Below are 22,322 nucleotides of genomic sequence, written 5' to 3' on the forward strand. Positions count from 1 at the left end.
CTGCCGCGACGTCTGTCGCGCCGAGACGGGGTGCGCCGCGGGCGGGGCACGCACGCGCACGATCGCGACGGTCGTCAACCAATGCCACGCGTCGGGCGGCACGTGGACGGCGCGGCAGCGGCTCGATGTCCACCGCGACGACTGCCCGGCGGTCACGGTGACGACGGTCGAGGCGACGACACCGGCCGTCGATTTCGGGCTCTGCCAGATCTACGGCGATTCGCGCGACGGCGCAGCCGCCATGTCCATCGGCGTGTTTCAGGGGGTGGCCGTCAGCCCCGATGGGGGCACGGTCATCTTCCAGGTGACGGACGACTTCCTCGGCCAGATCCCCCTGCCCTCGCCGGCGTTCGCGCTGGCGAGCGAAGGCATTTTCGTCGTTCATTCCGACGGAAGCGGGCTGCGCCGTGTCAGAGCGCAATCGCGATGGCCTCCGTTCGCGGTGCGGACGGGGCCGTTGCCGCCCGGCGTTCGGGTCCTGGTGGCGCCGGGCTTCTCGTTCAACCCGGACGGACGGAGCGTCGTCTACACGGACGTCGGACCTGGCAGCGACGGCTCGGAGGCGCCTCAGATCTTCACGCTCGACGTCCGCACGGGCGAGCGCCGCCAGGTCACCGTGTTCACCGCCGCGTCCATAGGACCCGATCCCAATGGCAACGCCGTGAACGCCGTCTTCCTCGACGACGATCGGATCGGCGGGTTCGTCTACGACAGCGTGATGGGTCCACGGCTGTTCACCGTTCGACGGGACGGCTCCGACTTCAAGCCATTCGAGCCGCCGGTCGCCATTCCCGGGGCGCATCTCGTCGCCGATTTCCACGTGAGCGGCCTCTCGAGGGAGATCACGTCGCTCGCTCTCGACACGGTGACGGACACTCCGCAGCCTGGTCCGGTTAGAGAGGTCTTCGTTCGAGACGGTGAGAACGTTCTGCAGCTCACGAACATCGGCCGATCGGACACCATCTTCTCGATCGGGCTCGGCGGCGGCCACCAGGTCCTCTTCGCGACCTCCGGGGACCCCCTGCGGCAGAATCCTACGAACACGTGTCAGCTCTTCACCATCGACCGACTCGGTGGACACATGCGCCAGCTCACGCGCTTCCACCCGGACGGCACCTCGCCCGTGGGATGCTTCGGCGGGTACGCCCCACCGGGTTGCTCGGGGGTCCTCACCTTCACGGCCCAGGACCCGAGAACGGGAGCGATCGTCTTCGATTCGAGCTGCGATCCCTTCGGGATCAGCGCCATCGGCCAACAGCTCTTCACGATCCGGCCGAAAGGGTCCGGCTTCCGGCAGATCACGGCCTACCGCGGGGTGACGACCGACCCCGACGGCACGGTGGACGTCGAGCTGCCGGGCCCGACGGCGTACTCGGCACCATCGCTATGACGATCCGCCGCCATCGCACGAAGAGGCTGACCGCCGTGGCTGCGATGCTGTCGTTGCTGACGGGTGGTCGCTTCGCCGTCGCCGGGCCGTCGTGCGCCGCCTCCTGCGTCGCCCGCATGGCGTCCTGTCGCGCCGAGCGCTGTCGCGGCGCGACAGGCGAGGACCGCCACCACTGCCGCGACGTCTGTCGCACCGAGACTGGGTGCGCGGCGGGCGCGGCCCGCACGCGCACGATCGCTGCGATCGTGAACGAGTGTCGCGCGGCGGGCGGGAAGTGGACGACGCGCCAGCGGCTCGAGATTCGCCGCGGCGACTGCCCGCCGGTCATCGTCATGCCGCTCGAGTCGAGCGAGCCGGCTCTCGATTCCTACCCCGTCTGCCTGCTCTACGGCCTGATCCGCGTCGGCGGCGCGGCGCTGTCCTTCGGCGTCTTTCAGGGCCTTGCGGTCAGCCCCGACGGCGAAACCGTCCTCTTCCAGGTGACGGACGACTTCCTCCGGCCCCTCACGTTCGGCGGGGCTGCTGTCCAGACCCCACCGTACACGCTGGCGAGCGAGGGCATCTACGTCGTCCGCGCCGACGGCAGCGGGCTCCGCCGAATCGCGGATCAATCCCGCGACCCGCCGTTCGCCGCCAAGCCCGACCTTTCGATCGCCTACAAGGAAAGCAGCGGCTTCTCGTTCAGCCCGGATGGGACGAGCGTCGTCGCGAGCGATCGTGGACCGGGCGCCGACGGATCGGACGCACCCCAGGTCGTCATGATCGATCCCCGCAGCGGCGTGCGCCGACAGTTGACCAACTTCACCGCGTCGCAGGTCGGAGTGCCTCCAAACGGCCTTTCGCTCGATGCCTTCTTCCTCGACGAGGAACGCATCGGCGGTCAGGTCTATCTGGTCGACGGGAAGGTGCCGGGTCCGCGCTACTTCAGGATGAGGCGCAACGGCAAGGACTTCGAGTACCTCAATTTCGAGGCTCCGGTGGTAGTCGAGGGCGCGACGCTCGATACGAGCTTTCGCGTCAGCGGGCTCCTCAGCGACGTGTTCACGCTGAGGTTCGCGACCACCACCGACCAGCCCTTCCCCGGTTCCGTCCGCGAGATCTTCGTCAGCGACGGAAGGCAGCTCCTGCAACTCACGAACTACGGGCGATCGGATACCGCTTTCCCGATTCGCCTGCGCGACCGCAATCACGTCGTGTTCACGGCGTCGGCAGACCCGGTGAAGCGCAATGCGTCGAACACGTGCCAGCTCTTCAACGTCGATAGGCTCGCCGGAGGCCTCCGGCAGCTCACACGCTTCGATGGCGGACTCGCCGAGCCGGGCTGCGGGACGAGCCTTTTGGGCTGTACCGTAACGCAGGCTCTCGACGAGCAGGATCCGTCGACGGGCGCGATCGTCTTCGATTCGAGCTGCAACGCGTTCGGATCGACCGCCGTCGGACAGCAGGTCTTTGCCATCCGACCTGACGGCTCGGGCTTCCGTCAGGTCACCAACTATCGCGGGGCGACGACCGACTCCGACGGTGCGGTGTCGGTGGAGCTACCGGGTCCGGTCGCCTACCAGGCGCTCGTGCAGTAGCGCCCGCTCGGCGTCCGGACTTCATGTCCCGTCGAGGCGGAACATCTGTTCCGCCGTCGGTTACGCCCACCTCGGCGGAGGATCCCATGGCTCACATCCCGCTCGTGTGCCCGTCTGCATTCAACGTCGCCGTGGCCGGCCTCGCATTGATCGCCGGCGCGGCCGATGCCCACGGAACGGATGCATTCAGGAGGGCACGCTACGTTCAGCAGATCAGCGCCGATCCGTTCGCAGGGGCAGGCGGCTCGCAGGCCGACACGCAGCTTCAGCCGTCCGTGGCGGTCGATCCCGCCGATCCGTCGGTGGTCGTGGCGGTGTTCGCACAGGGGCACTTCAACACAGGTGGGCACGTCGATCCCGGCTTCGCGACCTCGCACGACGGCGGACGGACCTGGGCCACAGGCAACCTGCCCGACCTCACGGTGGCCGTCGGGGGCTCGTTCGAGCTGGCGGCGGATCCCGAGGTGACGTTCGGCCCGGACGGGAGCGTGTACGCGCTGACAACTGGAGTCGACCGCGCGCCCGGCTGCAGGAGCGCCGTCACCGTCCAGCGCTCCGACGACCACGGCCAGACCTTCGGCACGCCGACCTTGATTCAGGACGATACCGGCTGCTCCCTTTTCCTTGGGTTTGCCCTGAGCGACAAGGGCCGGATCACCTCCGACATCTCCTCGGTGAGCCCACGCCGTGGGCGACTCTACGGCACGTGGACCCACGAGGATCGGGCTACCTTCAGCACGCCGGTCGTCCTGCGCTTCTCCGACGACCGGGGCGCCACGTGGAGCGACCTCGTCATCGTGTCGAGTACGAGCCCGCTGGCGGGCGGCTTCGGCGCGACTCCTCTCGTTCAGCCGAACGGCGATCTGACGATCGTCTACGACGACTTCCCCCTGGGCGGGGCGTCGCGCTTCGTGGCACAGACGTCGCGCAGCGGGGGCCTCGATTTCGAGGCGCCTGTCCTGATCGCGGACGACCAGAGCCGCGAGGTGCCCGGGCTCAGCACCAAGGGCGGCGGCGTCACCTTCGTGGGCGCCGCCGTCGACCCCGTGCGCGGCGCCCTGTTCGTCGTCTGGCAGGACGGACGGCTGCGCACCGACGGTCGGAACGACATCGTGCTCAGCCGGTCGACCGACGGTGGTGCGCGTTGGGACCCACCGGCTCTCGTGAACGCCGATCCGGGAAGGGTCCGCAATCACTTCACGCCCGGTGTTGCCGCCTACGACGGAATGGTGGTCGTCACGTATACGACGCGCGACGGCGACGCGCCGTGGGTGCAGACACGCGCCAGCGTCTCCGCCGACGGTGGTACGACGTTCGGCAGGCCACATCGGCTCGGCCCGCGCGGTGACCTGCGGTTCGCCTCGACCTCGGGCGACCGTGCGATCCTCGGGGACACCATGGAGGTCACGTTGCACGGTGACACCGCGCATGCGGTCTGGGCGCGACCGGCGGCGGCGACCCGCAACAGCTCGGTCCCGTATCACCAGAGAACGTGGGCCGCGGCCATCAGCCTGCGCTCGACGTTGGGGTCCGCGGGCAACAAGTAGCTCGGCGACCGCGGCCTCCTACACCCGCGCGCCGTGCCGCGTCCGGTGCGCCTGGTGCCAGGTCTGCAGCACCACGCCGATCGAGCTCGCGAGCTCCCGCACCGCGCGCTCGTCGCGCTCGTCGAAGGCGGCCGCGCCCTGCTTGTTGAGGAGACTCATCACTGCGAACGGACGCCCGGTACGATCGCCGATCGGGACGCCGAGGATGTTCCGTGTCCGGTAGCCGGTGCGCTGATCGACCTCGGGGTTGAAGAGCGGGCTCGCATAGGCGTCGGGGACGTTCAGCGGCTCGCCCGAGCGGTAGACGTGCCCCGCGATGCCCGTCGAGGTGGGGATGCGGATCTCGATCGGCTTTCCGCCCTCGGGTTGCGCCACGAGCGAGTAGAGCTCGCTTCGCACGTCGTCGCCCAGCAGCAGTGACACGCGATCGGCGGCGATCAGCTTCCCCACCTTGCGCGTCAAGACCTCGAGCATCTGGGCGAGCATCCTCTCGAACGCCTCGTCGGCGCCGAGCGTCATCACCTCGAGGAGCTGGCTCGCCTCGCTGGTCAGGTCCTCGAGGAATCTCGTGAACTGCGCCTGCGGCATGTCGTCCACCTGCTGGGTGATCTCGACGTCACGTCCCGACTTCGCGAGCGTCGACAGCAGGCGCTGCGTGCTCGCTCGCACGGCCTCCGAGAAGCTCGACAGGCGACCTTCCTCGAGGTGGATGATCCTGTCGGCCACGTCGAGGATGCGGTTGTCGTGCGTCACCAGCACGACCGCCGTGCCCTCCTTCTTGGCGAGCGCGTGCAGGCGGTCGACGACGTCGCGACCCGACTTCTTGTCGAGCGACGCCGTCGGCTCGTCGGCGAGGATGATGCGGGGGCGCGCGATGAGCGCGCGTGCGATGGCGACGCGCTGCTTCTGCCCACCGGAGAGCTGGTCCGGGTAGTGCCGTACCTGCGCCTCGAGCCCGACCGACGCCAGCACCTCGACGGCGCGATCGCGGACGCCGCGCGGCGTGAGCCCGGCGTCCCTCGGCATCCCCACGGTCACGTTCTCCGTGACCGTGAGCGCATCGACGAGATTGTGGAGCTGGAAGATGAAGCCGATCTGCCGGCGGACCGCGACGAGCGCGGCCTCGGGCGCGCCGCAGAGCTCGTGCCCGAGCACCTTGAGACTTCCCTTCTGCGTCGCACGGAGCGCCCCCATGAGCGTCAGCAGCGTCGTCTTCCCCGAGCCGGAGGGGCCGGTGAGGATCACGATCTCGCCCGCCGTGATCTGCGCGGAGACGTCGAAGAGGATCTGCTTGCGGAGCGTGCCGGACCCGAAGGCGTGCGAAACGCCCGCGACGGTGATCAGCGCGTCGGCCATCAGAACACGTCCGCCGGATCGGCCGCGCGCAGCTTCCGCATCGCGATCAGCGCCGAACCCCAGCACATGACGAGCGTCAGGCCGAGGACCTGGGCCGCCCGCGCCGGCTCGATCGCCATCGGCAGCATGGTCGCCTGCCTGGTGAGCGCGTAGAGCTGGCGGCATATCGCGAGCCCCGGAACGAAGCCGACCATGCCGAGGAGGGCAGCTTCCACCAGCACGACCTCCGCGAGGAAGCGGTTCGTGTATCCCATCGCCTTGAAGGTCGCGTATTCCTTCAGGTGGTCCGTGATGTCCGCGAACAGGATCTGGTAGACGATGATCATGCCGACGACGAGGCCCATGATGACGCCGAACGTGAACACGAAGCCGATCGGCGTGGCCCGCGCCCAGTAGCCGACCTCGGCGTCGAGCATCTCCTGGCGGGTGAGGATCTTCACGTCGTGCGGCAGGTGCTCGCGGAGCGACGACTGCACGGCCTTCGGGTCCGCGCCGGGGTCGAGGCGCACGACGCCGATCGCGACCTTCGCGAGCGGCAGGTGCGGGCTGATGCGGGCGAAGTTGAGGTCGCTCGTGACGAGGGTGCCGTCGACGCCGAACGAGGTGCCCATCTGGAAGAGCCCGCGCACCGTCACCTTGCGATTCAGCACCTCGGTCGTGACGTCGCGGCCGTCCCTCAGGGTCTCCGACACCGGTCCGTACTCGGGTCGGGAGAACTCGTCGAAGAGGACGACGTCCGGGTAGCGGAGGAGATGCGCCTGGGCTCGCACCTCGTCGATGTCGAGCACGTCGCTCGATGGATCGACGCCGAGCACGAAGACGTCGCGCGAGCGTCCGGTCTCGGGGTTCTTCCACGGCACCATGCCGGCGTAGATCGGCGTGACCGAGGCGACGCCGTCGAAGCCGAGCGCCTGGTAGAGGCGGACGCGCGGGAAGAAGTTGGGGAACGGCAGTACGTTGTAGTTGGGATGGAAGAAGAAGAGCTCGCCCTTGAGCCGCCGGTGCACGTTGACGGCGCTGCGGAACAGGGCGTCCTGGAAGCCGAGCTGCATGAACATGAGGACGACGGCGAAGGCGACGCCGGCGAGCGCCACCGCGAGGCGCACCTTCTGACGGCGGAGCTGGAACCAGGCGAGGCGGCCGCTCGACATCATGGCGCGAACTTCACCTGGACCTGCAGCCGCGACAGGCTCGCCACCTTGGCGCTGTCGTCGAGCTTCACCCGGACCTCGACGACGCGGGCATCGGTGCGCGCGACCGGATCGGTGTCGAGCACGTCCTGCTTGCCGATCTTCGTCCCGATGCGATCGACGGTGCCCTCGATCGGTCCGTCGAGGGCCGGGCTCGTGACGGTCGCGCGCTGCCCCGGCTTCACACGGCCGACGTCGGTCTCGTAGACCTCGGCGACGGCGAACATCTGGTCGTTCCGCGCGATCTCGGCGAGGCCGTCGGGCCCCACACGCTCGCCGGCGCGGGCGAAGATCTTGACGATCTGTCCCGAGACGGGCGCCCGCACGACGTCCTGCTCGAAGACGGCCTGTGCAGCCGCGACATCCGCGCGCGCCGTGTCGACGTGGAGCTCGGCAGTGTCGAGCGTGTCCTGCGAGACGATGCGCTGCGCGACGAGCGGACGGTAGCGTCCGAGCTCGAGCTCGGCGTTGCGAAGGGCCGCGCGCGCCTTGACGACCGCCGCTTCGTCGGCTGCCCGCGAATCGAGCTCGGCGATCGGCTGGCCCGCCTGGACGCGGTCCCCTTCCTCGACACGGAGGGTCGCGACGACGACCGACGGGCGCGACGGCCCGGCGATGCGGAGGATACCGTCGGTCGGCTCGAGCCGCCCGAGCGCCGCGACGCGGGGAGCCGGCGCCCCCGCCCCCTTGGCCTCGACGGCACTGTCGGCCGACTTGCATCCGACCACGACGAGCGCGAGCAGCCCGAGCGGCCAGAGGCGGGGCGGCGCAGGCCATTCCATGGCGGCAGGGGCTGGGGTTGGCATGCGCGCTTCCTCCAGCCAACCGGCGTAACCCCCGACGGAACAGATGTTCCGCCGGCGGGGAACGAATGTTCCCCGGCCTACTTCCCTGCCACGAGCCTCCAGCCGCTCTGGGTCCGCTTGAGGGTCTTCGTGAGCCGCACCTGCACGTGCATCGGGCGGCCGGTGCGCGCGTCGCTGAAATCGTCCGTGCGCGTGTAGGAGACGACCGCCTCGTCACCGACGATGGCCGCGTCGACGTCGGAGATCGCGATCCTCAGGTCCTTCACGTTGTCGAAGTAGCGCTGCTGCGCTGCCTGCTGGTCGGGTGAGAAGTCGATGTAGACGTTGACGATCCCGGGCATCTCGTGCGCCTCGGTCGCCTTCCGGTAGGCCTCGAGGACGGTCACGATGTCGGCACGGTCGTCGGCCCAGGCCGCGGCGGGTGCGCCGACGCGCACGATCCAGCGCAGGAGCGACGACCCGGGCCCGGGGGGCTTCGGCGGTGCCGCGGGCGCCGCTCCGCCTTCGGCTTCGAGCAGCATCCTCAGGGCCTCGACGTCCGTGTTCTGCTGGGCGAGGAGCGTCTTGCGCTCGGCGGGCGTGATCGGGATGTCGAGCCGCGCGATCAGGCCTTCGGTCATCTTGGTCTGGAGCGAGAGGAACTGCTTCACCGGCCCCATCGTGGTGTACGAGGCCTCGATCATGCCCGACGTCACGTCGACGACGTGGGTCTCGATCCGCAGCGTGTCTCCCACCGCGACGAAGCTGCCGGAGAGCATCTTCGAGATGCCGAGCTTGTTCGCGGCCTCGATCTCCGAGAGGCCCTGTCGTGTGATCAGGAAGTCGATGAACTCCTTCGAATACACCTTCACCTTCGTCAGGCCGGAGAGCTGGGTGTTGAGACCGTCTCGAAGCGCCTCGCGCATCCACAGGTTCTCGGGATCGTCGCGCAGCGGCTTGAAGAGCATGACGCCGAGCGTGACCTCGGTCTTCGGCGCCTTCTCGCCATCCTCGGGCGTACTGGCGGCGGGCGGGCCCTCCATGCCCAACGGCGACTCCCTGTGCCTGGACCAGAACGGCCAGCGCCAGAGGGCGACGCCGAGCATGGCGACCCCCAGGGCGACTACGGCCCATCGCGCGGCGTGGCGCCGGCGACGGACACGGCCGGCCGCGCGCGGCACGATGAGATAGGCGTGCACGGGATCGGAGATGTTCTTCAGGCGCAGGCGTCCGAGATCCTCCACCGGCTCGTCGAACCGTCCGCGCACGTGGCGGTAGACTCCCTCGGACACACAGATCGTTCCGGGACGCGCGAGGGCGCACAGACGCGCTGCGACGTTGATCGCATCGCCGAGGGCCGATCCGCCCGCCTCCACGAGCACGTCGCCGAAGTGGATCCCGACGCGCAGGCGGAGCTGCTGCTCGGTCGCCGACTCCCCGGCGAGCTGCTCCTGCACGCGGAGCGCCGCCTGGACGGCGGCCAGCACGCTCTCGAAGCGCACGGCGATCGAGTCACCGGCCTGGGGCTCGGCCTGGCCGCCCAGCTCCCCGGCGGTGGCGGCGACGACCGCCCGGACCCTCTGCACGTCGCGCGCCGTCCGCTCGTCGTCGTGGCCCATGAGGGCGCTGAAACCCGAGACGTCGCACACCAGGACGGCGAGGATGCGACGGGTGTAGCTGCCCTCGGACCGATCCACAGGCGTCTTGTAGCCAAACGACCGATACGCGTAAAAGGGCGCGCGGTGCGCCAAACCCTCAAGCTAGCGAGTCTGGTGCTGCTCTTGGTTACACCGCTGGCGGCGCACGGCTCCCTCACCGGCGTGCTCGAGAATCCGCGTTTCCGCCTCCTCGGGCTCGCGCCGATCGCGCCGGCCCTCGCGAACACGGTCGCGTCGACGTATCCGGTCGCATCCGCGAGCTCCGGGGTCACCTACGCCTACGATCCCACGCTCGACACGCTCGTCCGGCAGTCCGGAGTGGCGGGGCCGATCATCGGGGAGCGCGCCGAAACGATCGGCAAGGGCCGGATCAACCTGTCCGCCGCCTTCTCGTACGTCCACCTGACGTCCATCAACGGCGACGACCTCGACAGTCTCGTGAATCGTCCGCGCGTGAACGGCCAGACACTGATCTTTCCCGTCCCACAGGGCATACAGCTCGCCGACGGACGGTTCACGACGTTTCTTCCCGTGCACGTCGTGGCCGATCTCGACGTCCAGGCGTACATCCTCTCGCCGTCCGTTACATACGGTGTAACGGCCGATCTCGACGTGAACCTGACGCTCCCGCTGCTCCGCACCTCGCTCGGCGTCACGACCCATTCGAAGGCGCCCGACCCCCGCTTCCCGCAGTTCGCGCTTCCGCCGGGCGAGAGCTTCCCCACCGACGTCCGCTCCCTCTCGGACGCCGCCGTCGGCATCGGGGACCTCCTCCTCCGCGCGAAATACGTCCTGCTGCGCAGCGAGTGGGTCGACGTGGCGGCGGGGCTCGGCCTCAGCCTTCCGACGGGCGATCAGGACAATCTCCAGGGTACGGGCACGACGCGGCTCCAGCCGACGCTCGTCCTCTCGCACGTCTTCGCGGGGCGATTCGAACCGCTGCTCGACGTCGGGATCGACTACGACACGAACGACGTCAGCCGATCGGTGGTGCGCTGGGCCGTCGGTGGCACGTACCAGGTGCTCGAGCCCCTCAGCGTCTCGGTCGTCTTCCTGGGTCGCAACGAGCTCGCCGCGCAGAGCGACCCCATCCCCACGCCGTTCTTCTTCCAGGTCGAGCGCAACGACATCTACGACGCGGCGGTCGGCATCCGCTGGCGCTTCGCCGATTCGGGGTTCGTCAGCCTGAACGCGCTCGTGCCGCTCAACGAGGACGGGCTGCGCGCCGAGGCGATCCCGACGCTCGAAGCGTCGTACGCGTTCTAGGTCCGCGCTAGGGGCGCGGCTCCAACAGAACCACCGGAATGCGGCGCGCCGTGATCTGCTCGTACTGCGCGTAGAAGGGATTCACGGTCTTTAGGCGTGGCCAGAGCACGGCGTGCTCGTCCGCCGTCGCCTCACGCGCCTGCACCTGCAGCGTCCGCGGACCCACCTGCACCGTCGCCCTCGGATCGCGGAGCAAGTTGCCCCACCAGGCCGGCGGTCGATCCGAGCCCCCGTTCGACGCCACGACGACGTAGCGTCGTGCATCCTCTATGTAGGCCAGCGTGACGGTTCTGGGTTGGCCCGACTTCCGGCCCGTGGTCGTGAGCAGGAGATTCTTGATACCACCGGCCGATCCGCCGAGGCGCCCCCCCGTCGCGCGGTATACTGCCGCATGCAGGCGGCCGACGACCCTCCAGAACGGACTCTCACCGATCACCTTGAGGATGCGTTGGATGGGCGACATGCGGGGCCTTATGCACCTGGAAGAGACCAATGAATAGCGGCGCGAGCCCTTCCGTCAGACGTTTCGACGCTGCCGCTCACAGCCAGCACGCCCAAAGAGAAAATCGAGCGGCAGCGTCCCCCCCTCTTTCGGTGACCGGCGGGCCCTTCCTTCCCAGGGCTCGCCGGGTCATTTGGCGTTCGGGCTCCTCAGCGGAGCTGCTTCAAGACGGTCAGCGCCTCGTCCACGTGCTTGGTGGCCTGGAGCTGCGAATTGAAGACGTGCCGGACGACCCCGTCGCGGTCGATCACGAAGGTGACCCGTCCCGGCAGCAGCCCCAGCGTCGCCGGCACGCCGTAGCGCTTGCGCACCGCGCCGCCCGCGTCGGCGACCAGCGTGAAGGGCAGCTTGTACTTGTCGGCGAACTTCTGGTGCGACGCCTCGGAGTCGGAGCTGATGCCGATCACCTCGGCGCCCGCCTCCTTGAACGACTCGTAGCTGTCGCGGAACGAGCACGCCTCCTTGGTGCAGCCGGGCGTGTCGTCCTTCGGGTAGAAGTAGAGGACGACGGCCTTCTTGCCCTTGTAGTCGCCGAGCCGCACCCGCTTGCCCGCAGCGTCGGAGAGATCGAAGTCGGGCGCCTTGTCGCCGACGTTGATCGCAGGGCTTCCGGTCCCCAGCAGATTGTCGAGCAGTCCCATGGTCCGTCCTCCAGCCGCGCACGAGTAGCACGACGTTCGCGCGACGGGGAAGGCCTTCGCATGGCGTTCCCGGGCGTGCTAGCGGTCGCGTAGGGGGCACCCATGGGCGCAGCGGCGAAGCTGGCAGGCGATCGTCCGGTGGTCTTCTGGGAACGCGCCGCGGCGGCGACGGACGAGCTGCCCGCGGGTCCGCGCTACCGCACGCCGCTCGGGATGATGGCGGCCTTTCGCGGCGATCCGCTCGGGTTCTTCATGGCGGCGTTCAAGAACTTCGGGGACGTCGTCTGCTTCCGCGCATGGCCCTTCAACTCGTACTTCGTCGCCCACCCCGATCACGTGAAGCACGTGCTGCAGGAGCACAACCAGCGTTACGAGAAGGGCGTCGTCATCGCAAAGCTGAAGATCCTGATCGGCGAGGGGCTCTTCTCGAGCGAGGGGGACTTCTGGCGGCGCCAGCGCCGCCTCGCGCAGCCCGCGTTCCATCGCCAGCGCCTCGCCGGCTTCGTCGACGCCATGACGTCGACGACCGCGGCCGTGCTCGATCGCTGGGCGCCGCGCGCGCGTAGCGGCGAGCCGTTCGACCTCTCGGCGCAGATGAGCGCGCTCACGCTGAGCGTCGTCGGCCGAACCCTGTTCGGCCACGGCCTCGACGACGCCGCCGAGCGCGTCGCACGCGCGATCACGCTCGCGCTCGAGCCGCTCAACACGCGCGTGATGGCGATGTTCCCCTCGCCGCCGTGGTGGCCGTCGGCGGGGAATCGGCGCCTGCGAAGCGCCATCGGCGAGCTCGACCGCGTCGTGTTCGAGATCATCGAGGCGCGGCGGCGAGCGGGCGAGGATCGCGGCGACCTCCTCTCGCTCCTCATGCACGCACGCGACGAGGACACGGGCGAGAGCATGACCGATCGCCAGCTCCGCGACGAGGTCATGACGTTCGTGCTGGCCGGCCACGAGACGACGGCCATGGCGCTCAGCTGGACGTGGTACCTGCTCGCGCAGCATCCGGAGATCGAGGAGCGCCTGCGCGCGGAGATCGCGAAGGCGATCGGCGATCGCGTTCCGACCATCGAGGACCTGCCGCGCCTGCAGTACGCGCGCCAGGTCGTCGAGGAGGCGATGCGCCTGTATCCTCCCGTGTGGGGCTTCGTCCGTCAGGCGGTCGAGGACGATCGGATCGCCGGCTACCGCGTGGGCAAGGGCACGATCGTGAACGTCGTGCCGTACGTGACGCACCGCCATCCGGCCTTCTGGGAGGATCCCGAGCGGTTCGATCCGGACCGCTTCACGCCCGAACGGGTCCGCGAGCGACCGAAGTTCGCCTACCTTCCCTTCAGCGGCGGGCCACGCCTGTGCATCGGCAACGAGTTCGCGCTGATGGAGGCACAGCTCGTCGTCGCGATGACGCTCCAGCGCTACCGCCTGCGGCTCACGGCCGAGCGCCCGGTGGTGGTGCCGGAGGTGCAGCTCACGCTGCGGCCGCGCGGCGGTATGCCGATGCGCGCGATCGCAGCGTAGGATCGTCGGCCTGGACGATCGGGCGACGTCCAGGCATACGCCTGTGCGGCCTCATCGCGCTCCGCCGCGGCGGGGCGAGCGCGCTCGACGAGGCCCTGCCACGCCGTGAGGGCCGAGATGAGTGTCACGGCGGCACGAACGTGGTCGACCGAGCGCGGCTTCGGCACGACCTCGGACGCCTTCGCGACGCAGTACTCGGCCTGGGCGCCGTCGCGGAACCAGTCGTTCATGCCGACACGGCGTCGCCCGGCGCCAGATCCGCGACGCCGGGCCCCACCGCGGCGATCTCACCCGAGAACTCGTGCCCCGAGGTGATCGGGAACGGTCGCGGTCCGCCCGCGCGCGTCGTCCACGTCGGCTCCCACTCGAGCTCGGTCGGTGTGACGGCCGCCGCGTGCACGCGGACGAGGACCTCCCCCGCTCCCGGCTCCGGACGTTGCGCGTCCTCGTAGATGAACGTCGCGGGGTCGGCCCGCGCGCGCAGGTGGACGGCCTTCATGCCGCCCTTATCCACCGGATCGAACGCGGCGCAAGATGGCAAGAACGTGCTCGAGGCTTGATGTACACGTGGGCGCTCCGCTCCAGACCCCAAGGAGGCTACGCGATGAGCCGAGAGAAGCTGGCCCGCGCAACGATGGCATGGCTCGCCCTCGGTGTGGCGCTGGTCGCGACGACGAACGCCGAGACGCCGAAGCCGAAGTCCGACCAGACCGCGCCCGCCGCGAAGCCCGGGCCCGCGCTCGAGCCGAAGGCGATCGAGATCCTGAAGGCGGCGAGCGCACGGCTCGCCGCGGCTCGCACGATGTCCTTCACGGCCGTCGCTTGGTACGAGAGCCCGAGCCGCATCGGGCCGGCGCTCGTCTACACGACGGCCTCCGAGGTGACGCTCCAGCGGCCCGACAAGCTCCGCATCATCACGGCGGGCGACGGTCCCGCCTCCGAGTTCTACTACGACGGGAAGGTGATGATGGCGTACGCGCCGGCCGAGAACCTGGTTGCGGTCGCCGACGCGCCGCCCACGATCGACGGTGCGCTGAAGGCGGCTTTCGACTCGGCGGCCATCTACTTCCCCTTCACCGACCTCATGGTGGCCGATCCGTACAAGGACCTCGCCGAGGGGCTCACGCACGCGTTCGTCATCGGGCAGTCGAAGGTGGTCGGAGGAACGACGACGGACATGGTCGCCATCGTCAGCGACGGGGTGTTCGCCCAGCTGTGGATCGGTGCCGACGACAAGCTGCCCCGCATGATCCGCGCCGTCTACGCCACCGACCCGTCGCGCCTGCGGCATCAGGTGGAGCTCTCGAACTGGAAACTGGACGGCGAGGTGGCCGCCGACAGCTTCACGTCGGCGCGTGCCGCGAGCGCGCAGAAGATCCAGTTCGCGCGTCCGGACCCGCCCGCCGGCGCAACTGCCAAGCCGGCGCCGAAGGGTGCAGCCTCCAAGGCCACGAAGTGACGAGGCGGAGGGGATCATGATGAGACATCCGACGATCATCGCCGTTGCCGGTCTGCTGATGGCCGCCTTCGCCGCTCGACCGGCTGCGGCCTACTTTCACGCGCAGGGCAACAAGAACTCCTGGAGCGCCCAGGGATCGCGCGGCACGGCATCGGGCGGCGATGGATCCTGGAGCGCGAGCGGCTATCGCGGCGGCTCGGCGTCCGGTGGCGACGGCTCGTGGAAAGCCACGGGCCCCAACGGCGGCACGGCGTCGGGTGGCGGCGGCTCGTGGCACGCCGACGGCGCCTACGGCGGGACCGCGTCGGGCGGAGGGGGCTACTGGCACGCGACCGGCGCGGGCGGCACGACCGCCTACGGCGGCTACAACACGTACCACGGCGGCTACGACCACTACTACGGCGGGACGTACAACACGTATCACCCGCCGACGACGGTGAACTACTACTCGTCGGGGTGCGGCAACTGCGGCGGCTGGTCCGCCGCCGGCGCCGCCGCTGCGGGCGTCGCAGTCGGCGCGGCTGTCGGCGCAGCGAGCGCGAACGCCGCTGCGCAGAACGCCTATGCGGCCGGGTACGCCGCCGGCACGTACTCGATGGGCGCCATCTACCCGGTGCTCCCGGCGAGCTGCCAATACGCGCAGGCCCTCAGTCTCTACGATTGCGGCGGCACCTGGTTCAAGCCGTCGTACGGAGCGAACGGGGTCTACTACCGCGTGGTGCCGGCGCCGTAGCGGGACGCGGGCGCGCTGCGCGCCGGGACGACCGGCGCCGCAGCCGCGTGCAGCTCACCGGCGAGCAGCTTTCGGTATTCGGCCGGCGAGCGTCCCGTCCATCGCTTGACCGCCTTCGCCAGCGCCGCGCCGTCGGCGAAGCCCACGCTGAGCGCCACCGCGTCGAGCTTGAGGCGCGGGTTCGTGAGCAACGCCTCGACGACCTCGCGCACGGCGGCGTCGCGCACCGTCCGGAAGGTCGCGCGCTCGTCGCGAAGGCCACGCTGGAGGCTCCGCTCGCTCATGCCGACACGGCGCGCGACGCTGGTGGTGTCGGCGCGATAGCCCGCGACCAGAAGCTGGCGCGCGACGCTCGCGACGCGCTCGCAGAGCGAGGAGGCGGGAACCGAGAGGCTCGCGAACTTCTCGATCTGCTCCGCGATCCGCGGGTTCCCGAACGGTGACGTCGCCTCGAGCTCGCGCCGCGGATAGACGATGCGGTTGTCCGGCTGCTCGAAGCGAGCCGCGCAGCCGAAGGCGTGCTCCACCTCGGCGCGGGTACCACCGTCGGCGTGGCGGAAGCGGACCTCGTCGAGCCGGAATCCTTCCCCGATCACACGGCGGATCGAACGGACGGTCGCCATGAGCAGGTAGTCGACGGGGTGGCGGCTGCGCTCGAACACCGGGGCACCGAAGTCGAACATCATGCTCGCGTGCTCGCCCTCGACCTCGCCCGACATGCGCAGCGTGTCGATGGTGAGCCGGCTGAAGCGCGCGACCTGGCGCATGCCGTCCTCGAGCCGGGGACTGGACATGAGCAGGTAGATCAGCGGGCCGCGTGGCTGCGCACGCCCGCCCGCGTGCAGGCCGATCACCGGGTCACCGGTGAGGCGCTCGGCCGCCGTGAAGATCCGCATCGCCGTCTCGCCCGGGAGTCGCACCTCCGGCACGCGCAGCGCCTCGAGGTCCAGGCCGGCCGCCGCGCAGAGGCCTGCCGGATCGAGCCCGACGGCCTTCATGGCGTCGAGGATGTCCAGGACGTGGATTCCGGCGATCGTCGGATCGGGCATCTGGCGCATTGTAACGCCAGATTGGCGCTTCCGGACAAGGCACCCGGTGGGCAGGCCTGGCTACACTCCGGGACACGCCGCGCGGCACGCGGCCATGGAGGTCAGCATGATCCACGCCCCTCGGAACGCGATCGCCTGGGCGCTCGCCATCGCCGTCGGCGCGACCCTGGCCGTGACGAACCCGGCCGGCGCGACGCCCGGCCCGTGGGCGCGCACCGAGACGCGCGAGCCGTGCGCGAGCTTCAACGTGACGCGCAATCCGTACTTCGGCGACACGCACGTCCACACCACGAACTCCGTCGACGCGGTCCTGTTCAACACCCTCAACACGCCGCGCGACGCGTATCGCTTCGCGCAGGGCGAGGCGATCGGTCTGCCGCCGTACGACACGCAGGGCAATCCGTCGCGCCTGATCCAGCTCGGTCGCCCGCTCGACTTCGCCGCCGTCACCGATCATTCGGAGGGCTTCGGCACGCAGAGTGTCTGCTTCCTGCCCGGCCTGCCCGGCTACGACTCGGCCGCGTGCCAGCAATTGCGGACGGCGTCGACGACGGCGAATCCGGCCCTCGTGCAGCAGGTCTTCCTGAACCTCCTCCTGCCGACCGTCATCGCCGACCCCGGAGTCCTGCCACCGAGCGTGTGCGGGGCGCCGCCTTTCGCCGACTGCGCCTCGCGCCAGTCGCTGTTCTGGCTCGACACGCAGGCCGCTGCCGAGGAGTTCTACGATCGCTCGGCGGCGTGCGGCTTCACGTCGTTCGTCGGCTACGAATGGACGGGGACGCCCGCCAACGCGAACCTCCATCGCAACGTCATCTTCCGCAACGACGTCGTGCCGAGTCTGCCGGTGACGTACATCGAGCAGCACCGGCCGCAGGGCCTGTGGGCCGCGCTCAAGGCGCAATGTCAGGACGTGCTTCCCGGCTGCGACTGGCTCGCGATCCCGCACAACTCCAACCTGAGCGGTCCGACCGGGCGCATGTTCCTGCCCGAGAACGCCGACGGCAGCCCGCTCACGGCAGCCGACGCCGCCACCCGCTCGGCGATGGAGCCGCTGGTCGAGATCTATCAGCACAAGGGCAGCTCGGAGTGCCGGCCCGGCGTCGACTCGACCGACGAGCAGTGCGGCTTCGAAGTAGTGAGCCGCACCGTCCTGATCGGTGCGGGCAATCCCGCGGGGCCGTTCCCGCGACTCGCCTTCGTGCGGAACGCGTTGAAGGAGGGGCTCGTGCAGGAGCAGCTCCTCGGCGCGAACCCGTTCCGCCTCGGCATCATCGCGTCCACCGACACGCACAACGGCTCGCCGGGCAACGTGCGCGAGGACAGCTACCACGGGCACGTGGGCGTGAACGACGACACCCCGGAGCGCGGGCAGTTGACGCTCACCGGCACGACGGCGCTCGGCGAGCACAGCCCCGCCGGCCTCGCCGTCGTCTGGGCCGAGGAGAACTCGCGTGACGCGCTCTTCGCCGCCATGCGGCGGCGCGAGACCTACGGCACGAGCGGCCCGCGCCATCTGGTGCGCTTCTTCGCCGGCAGGTACCCGGCGACCATGTGCGGCAGCTCGCAGCTCGCCACCATCGGCTATCGCGACGGCGCGACGATGGGGGCCGAGATCGGACCCATCAGCCAGTCGGGCCCCGTGTTCTCGGTCCTGGCGGTGAAGGATCCGGGCGATCCCGGGCGTCCCGGCACGCCGCTCCAACGCATCCAGATCATCAAGGGCTGGGTGGACGCGACCGGCGCGGCACAGGAGAAGGTCTTCGACGTCGCCGGCGATGCGAACCAGGGCAGCGTCGACACGGCGACCTGCGCCACGAGCGGGACCGGGCCGGATTCGCTCTGCGCGACGTGGAAGGATCCCGAGTTCGATCCTTCGCAGCGCGCCTTCTACTACGCCCGCGTGCTCGAGAACCCGACCTGTCGCTGGAGCCAGTACGTGTGCAACCAGTACGCGGTCGACTGCAGCAATCCGGCGTCCGTCCCCTCGTTCCTGGCGCTGTGCTGCGAGCCGCGCATCCCGAAGACGATCCAGGAGCGGTCGTGGTCGTCGCCGATCTGGTACCGTCCGGAGGGTCTGGCGCAGGTCCGCTCGACGGTCGTGTTCGGTGCGACGCCGGGAAGCGACCGCCTGAAGCTCACCGCGAAGCTCGGCCCGGGGATCGCACACGACCTCGCGACGCAGGACCTTCGCGTGACCGTGCGCGACGACGACGACATCCTCGACGCGACGATTCCCGCCGGCACGCTGCGCAACGGCAAGGCACGCGACGTCGCCGGACTCGACCTCGTCCGGTTCTCGCAGAGGGGTACGGGACCCGCGCGACTCTCGATCAAGGGCGCGCGGTCGAACCTCGCGAACGCGGACCGCTCCGACCACATGGTCGACGTGGAGATTCGCATGGGCTCGTTCGTGGTCCAGCAGAGCCGCCTCTGGACCCTCCACGGGAACGCGCTGGGAACGCGCTAGGCCATGCGCTGGCTTCGCAAGCCGCCGCTGCATTTCGCGGCGATCGGTATGGCGCTCTTCGGGCTCGAGCGCTGGGTGACGCCGACTCCGCAGCCCGAGCGGCCGACGGCGATCGTCACCGCCGCGCGACTGGAGCAACTCGAGGGCGATGCCCGGCGATCGGCCGGCGGGCCGCTCGATCGCGCGGCACTCCTCGATCGCGCCATCGAGGAGGAGATCCTCTTCCGTGAGGCGATCGCACGCGGCATCGATCGCGACGACCAGTCGATCCGCTTCCGCCTGTCGGAGAAGATGCGCTTCCTCGCCGAGAGCGAGGGCGGCCCCGAGCCGGAGGGCAGCACCGACCTCTATCGGCAGGCGCTGGCGCTCGGGCTCGATCGCGAGGATCCGCTCGTGCGGGGCATCCTCGTGCACAAGATGCGGCTCCTCCTGAAGCGCACCGACGGCGAGACCCCTCCGACCGACGAGGCGCTGCGGGCGTACCTCGATCGGCACCGCGACCGCTATCTGCAGCCGGCGCGCGTGACGTTCGACCACGTCTACCTGGCGCGCGAGCGGCGCGCCGCGGGCATCGATGGCGACGCGCAGCGCCTACTGATCGCGCTGCGGACCCGGGCCACGCCGCCCGACGTCGCGCGGCTGGGTGATCCCTTCCCCCTCGGGTCGCACGTCCAGGCGCAGTCGGCGCGGGACGTGGCCCGCGTCTTCGGCACGGAGTTCGCCGCGGCCGTGCTCGACCTCGAGCCGGGTACGTGGTCCGCGGTGCGCTCGCCCTACGGCATCCACCTGGTGCGGGTCTCCGAGCGGGAGGAGGAACGCATGCCCGACCTCGACACGGTCCGCTCGCGCGTGCGCGCCCAGCTCCTCGAGGAGCGGCAGGAAGAGCGGCTCGCGCGCGAGGTGCAGGCGCTACGCGAGCGCTACGCGGTGCGTGTCGAAGCGGCGACGGGAGGGGAAGGATGAGGCTCCTCGCGCCGATTGCGGCCGGGCTCGCCGTCACCGCGACGCTCGCCGGAGCGCATGCGATGGCGCCGGCCCTGCTCGAGATCGCCGAGCAGGGATCGAGCCTCTTCACCGTGACCTGGAAGACGTCGCTCATGGCGCCCACCGGCGTCACGTTGCAGCCGATCCTCCCGGCCGACTGCGCCGACGAGACGGCGCGGACGGAGACGCCGGGGGTCGAGAGCATCACGACGCGGTGGACGGTCCGCTGCACGCGCGGCCTCGCGGGCGGCACCGTCGGCGTCGACGGGCTCGCCACCGGCAAGACCGACGCGCTGGTTCGCATCGCATTCGCCGACGGGCGGCGGATCCAGGGCGTCGTGCGCGCGAGCGAGCCGCGCCTGTCCATCCCCGCGCGTCCCGCGCCGTGGGCCGTGCTCGCGAGCTATGGGAAGCTCGGCGTCGAGCACATCCTCACCGGTCCCGACCATCTCCTGTTCGTGCTCGGCCTGCTGTTGATCGTCATGACGCCCCGGCTCCTCGTGAAGACGATCACCGCCTTCACGCTGGCTCACAGCGTCACGCTCTCGCTCGCGATCCTCGGCGTCGTCGCCTTCCCATCGCGCGTGATCGAGGTCGGCATCGCGGCGAGCGTCTTCCTGCTCGCCGTCGAGCTCACGCGCGCCGCCCCGCCGTCGGCGACCTGGCTGCGGCGCGCGCCGTGGATCGCGGCGGGCGCCTTCGGCCTGCTGCACGGGCTCGGCTTCGCGGGCGCGCTCGCCGAGGTCGGGCTTCCGGCCGGCGAGATTCCGCTGGCGCTCTTCTCGTTCAACCTGGGCATCGAGGTGGGGCAGCTCGCCTTCGTCGCGCTGGTATCGGCCGCCGGGTGGCTCGTCGTCCGTACGTTCGCGCGCCGGCCTGTCTGGCTGACGCTCGCACCGGCGTACGTCATGGGGTCGCTCTCGGCTTTGTGGTGTCTCGAGCGCGCGGCGCTCCTCGTGGTGGGCCGGTGACGCGCCATGTATCTTGCCATTTCACGCCGTTTCCCCTAGGGGCCACCGCTGCTGGCTGGAGAAGGGGCTCCGATCGTGTCCAAGTCGATTCCACTCGTCCGTGTCGCAGTTCTCCGACCCGTCATCGATCTGCTCCTGAAGGTCGACGCCGACGTCCGTGCTCTGCTGCGCGAAGCCGACATGCCCGTCGGAATCCTCGCACGCGAAGAGTCGCTGATGCCGCTGCATCAAGCGATCCGCTTCATCGAATTGGCGGCGCGACGCGAGGGCATGGAGTATCTCGGGCTCAGCGCTGGCCTGCGCGCCTCGATCGAGAGCCTGGGCACCTTCGGTCGCATCCTCCGCGGGGCCGCTACGCTCGAAGAAGGGCTCGCGCGGCTCTTCGCCGTCAATGCCGCATTCAACTCGGGGGAGCGCTGGTGGCTCGTTCCGGACGGGGATCGCGTCCGGCTCTGTCACCACCTGGTCGAGCCCATCGATCGCGCCTATCGGCAGGCCGACCAGTACACGCTCGGCATGATCATCACCCTGGTGCGCCTGGCCGGCGGGCGGGCGTGGACGCCCGACGAGATCCAGCTCCAGGCGCCGGGCTCGGGCGATCACCTGGCCTATGGCCCGCTCGAGCGGGTTCCCGTCCGCTTCGACCAGAAGGCGATGGTCCTGACCTTCCCCAGCGCGCTTCTCGCCCGGCGCCTTCGTCCCGCTCCCGACGCGACGCCGGATCGGGCAGAGGTCGATCACTGGTTCGCGTCGGCACCGGCGAAGGATTTCGTCCGCTCGGTCCAGCAGGTGATCGCCAGCCTGATGCCGACGTCGGGACAGTTGCGCATCGGCACGGTGGCGAACGCGCTGTGCATGAGCGTGCGCACGCTGCAACGGCAGTTCGCCGAGCACGGCCTCTGCTTCGAAGGGCTGGCGCGCACGGACCGTTTGCGGTGCGCGGCCGATCTGCTGGCACGAACCGACTGCCGCGTGCTCGATATCGCGCTCGACCTCGGCTACTCGGATCACGCGCACTTCACGCGCGCGTTCCGGCGCTGGACCGGCGTCGCGCCGCTGGCCTATCGGCGGGCTTGCCGGAATCGCGTCGCGGAGCATATCCAGGAAACGACCATCGATGTGGAGCCGGTGCTCGCCCTCGGCGCGACGCCGTAGACGTCTTGCCATTTCGCGCCATGCCTGATCGCGACGTGGGGCGCGGCGACGCTGGTTTTGGCCGCCACCCTCGTGTT

Annotated in this window: 19 protein-coding genes; 11 read left to right on the forward strand and 8 right to left on the reverse strand. The window is 69.9% G+C overall.

Annotation, left to right across the window (positions count from 1 at the left end; all coding sequences use genetic code 11):
- The 3 genes from VMS22_26495 to VMS22_26505 form a co-directional block, all read left to right on the forward strand.
- A partial coding sequence (locus VMS22_26495; protein ID HXJ37593.1) for a hypothetical protein occupies window positions 1-1,390 on the forward strand: 1,390 nt, incomplete at its 5' end.
- Window positions 1,391-1,425: 35 nt separating this feature from the next.
- Entirely contained in the window at window positions 1,426-2,967 is a 1,542-nt protein-coding gene (locus VMS22_26500) for a hypothetical protein (protein HXJ37594.1), read from the forward strand.
- Window positions 2,968-3,053: 86 nt separating this feature from the next.
- Window positions 3,054-4,514, forward strand: a complete 1,461-nt coding sequence (locus VMS22_26505; GenBank protein ID HXJ37595.1) for a sialidase family protein — start codon at window positions 3,054-3,056, stop codon at window positions 4,512-4,514.
- An 18-nt stretch (window positions 4,515-4,532) separates the two neighbouring features.
- Here the strand turns inward: VMS22_26505 and VMS22_26510 are convergent, their stop codons facing one another.
- From VMS22_26510 to VMS22_26525, 4 genes are all read right to left on the reverse strand, one after another.
- On the reverse strand, window positions 4,533-5,870 hold the full coding sequence (locus VMS22_26510) for an ATP-binding cassette domain-containing protein (GenBank protein HXJ37596.1): 1,338 nt from the start codon (window positions 5,868-5,870) through the stop codon (window positions 4,533-4,535).
- Window positions 5,870-7,021 (reverse strand): ABC transporter permease DevC, encoded by a 1,152-nt coding sequence (gene devC, locus VMS22_26515; GenBank protein ID HXJ37597.1) that lies wholly within the window; start codon window positions 7,019-7,021, stop codon window positions 5,870-5,872. The genes VMS22_26510 and devC overlap by 1 nt, the downstream gene beginning before the upstream one ends.
- Window positions 7,021-7,866: an efflux RND transporter periplasmic adaptor subunit gene (locus VMS22_26520; GenBank protein HXJ37598.1), complete on the reverse strand. Its 846-nt coding sequence runs from the start codon at window positions 7,864-7,866 to the stop codon at window positions 7,021-7,023. The genes devC and VMS22_26520 overlap by 1 nt, the downstream gene beginning before the upstream one ends.
- Before the next feature lie 77 nt (window positions 7,867-7,943).
- Window positions 7,944-9,542: an adenylate/guanylate cyclase domain-containing protein gene (locus VMS22_26525; GenBank protein HXJ37599.1), complete on the reverse strand. Its 1,599-nt coding sequence runs from the start codon at window positions 9,540-9,542 to the stop codon at window positions 7,944-7,946.
- 75 nt (window positions 9,543-9,617) lie between these two features.
- Here VMS22_26525 and VMS22_26530 point away from each other — a divergent pair, with 75 nt between their 5' ends.
- Window positions 9,618-10,769, forward strand: coding sequence for a transporter (locus VMS22_26530; GenBank protein ID HXJ37600.1), 1,152 nt, complete (start codon window positions 9,618-9,620; stop codon window positions 10,767-10,769).
- A gap of 7 nt (window positions 10,770-10,776) precedes the next feature.
- Here VMS22_26530 and VMS22_26535 read toward each other — a convergent pair whose 3' ends face one another.
- A complete protein-coding gene (locus VMS22_26535) occupies window positions 10,777-11,232 on the reverse strand; it encodes a nitroreductase/quinone reductase family protein (GenBank protein ID HXJ37601.1) in 456 nt (151 codons plus the stop codon).
- 188 nt (window positions 11,233-11,420) lie between these two features.
- Complete coding sequence (locus VMS22_26540; protein ID HXJ37602.1) at window positions 11,421-11,912, reverse strand: peroxiredoxin; 492 nt, start codon at window positions 11,910-11,912, stop codon at window positions 11,421-11,423.
- A gap of 102 nt (window positions 11,913-12,014) precedes the next feature.
- On the opposite strand from VMS22_26540, the gene VMS22_26545 reads away from it, so the two are divergent.
- Window positions 12,015-13,427, forward strand: a complete 1,413-nt coding sequence (locus tag VMS22_26545) for a cytochrome P450 (GenBank protein ID HXJ37603.1) — start codon at window positions 12,015-12,017, stop codon at window positions 13,425-13,427.
- A gap of 226 nt (window positions 13,428-13,653) precedes the next feature.
- On the opposite strand, the gene VMS22_26550 is transcribed toward VMS22_26545, so the two are convergent.
- A complete protein-coding gene (locus tag VMS22_26550) occupies window positions 13,654-13,926 on the reverse strand; it encodes an alcohol dehydrogenase catalytic domain-containing protein (GenBank protein HXJ37604.1) in 273 nt (90 codons plus the stop codon).
- A 105-nt stretch (window positions 13,927-14,031) separates the two neighbouring features.
- Between VMS22_26550 and VMS22_26555 the strand changes: the two genes are divergently transcribed.
- Together VMS22_26555 and VMS22_26560 are read left to right on the forward strand one after the other, a co-directional pair.
- Entirely contained in the window at window positions 14,032-14,886 is an 855-nt protein-coding gene (locus VMS22_26555) for a DUF2092 domain-containing protein (GenBank protein HXJ37605.1), read from the forward strand.
- Window positions 14,887-14,902: 16 nt separating this feature from the next.
- On the forward strand, window positions 14,903-15,619 hold the full coding sequence (locus VMS22_26560; protein ID HXJ37606.1) for an RNA-binding protein: 717 nt from the start codon (window positions 14,903-14,905) through the stop codon (window positions 15,617-15,619).
- On the opposite strand, the gene VMS22_26565 is transcribed toward VMS22_26560, so the two are convergent.
- Window positions 15,595-16,668 carry an AraC family transcriptional regulator gene (locus VMS22_26565; GenBank protein ID HXJ37607.1) on the reverse strand — a complete coding sequence of 358 codons (1,074 nt, stop codon included), beginning with the start codon at window positions 16,666-16,668 and terminating at the stop codon, window positions 15,595-15,597. The two genes, VMS22_26560 and VMS22_26565, sit on opposite strands and share 25 nt — an antisense overlap.
- Window positions 16,669-16,774: 106 nt before the next feature.
- Here VMS22_26565 and VMS22_26570 point away from each other — a divergent pair, with 106 nt between their 5' ends.
- The 4 genes from VMS22_26570 (at window position 16,775) to VMS22_26585 (ending at window position 22,245) form a co-directional block, all read left to right on the forward strand.
- Complete coding sequence (locus VMS22_26570; GenBank protein ID HXJ37608.1) at window positions 16,775-19,135, forward strand: DUF3604 domain-containing protein; 2,361 nt, start codon at window positions 16,775-16,777, stop codon at window positions 19,133-19,135.
- A 3-nt stretch (window positions 19,136-19,138) separates the two neighbouring features.
- A complete protein-coding gene (locus tag VMS22_26575) occupies window positions 19,139-20,098 on the forward strand; it encodes a peptidylprolyl isomerase (protein HXJ37609.1) in 960 nt (319 codons plus the stop codon).
- Window positions 20,095-21,090 (forward strand): HupE/UreJ family protein, encoded by a 996-nt coding sequence (locus VMS22_26580; protein HXJ37610.1) that lies wholly within the window; start codon window positions 20,095-20,097, stop codon window positions 21,088-21,090. The genes VMS22_26575 and VMS22_26580 overlap by 4 nt, the downstream gene beginning before the upstream one ends.
- Before the next feature lie 75 nt (window positions 21,091-21,165).
- Window positions 21,166-22,245, forward strand: coding sequence for an AraC family transcriptional regulator ligand-binding domain-containing protein (locus tag VMS22_26585; protein ID HXJ37611.1), 1,080 nt, complete (start codon window positions 21,166-21,168; stop codon window positions 22,243-22,245).
- The last annotated feature ends 77 nt before the right edge of the window (window positions 22,246-22,322 follow it).

This window comes from Candidatus Eisenbacteria bacterium (assembly GCA_035577985.1).
Classification (GTDB): domain Bacteria; phylum Desulfobacterota; class Binatia; order DP-6; family DP-6; genus DATJZY01.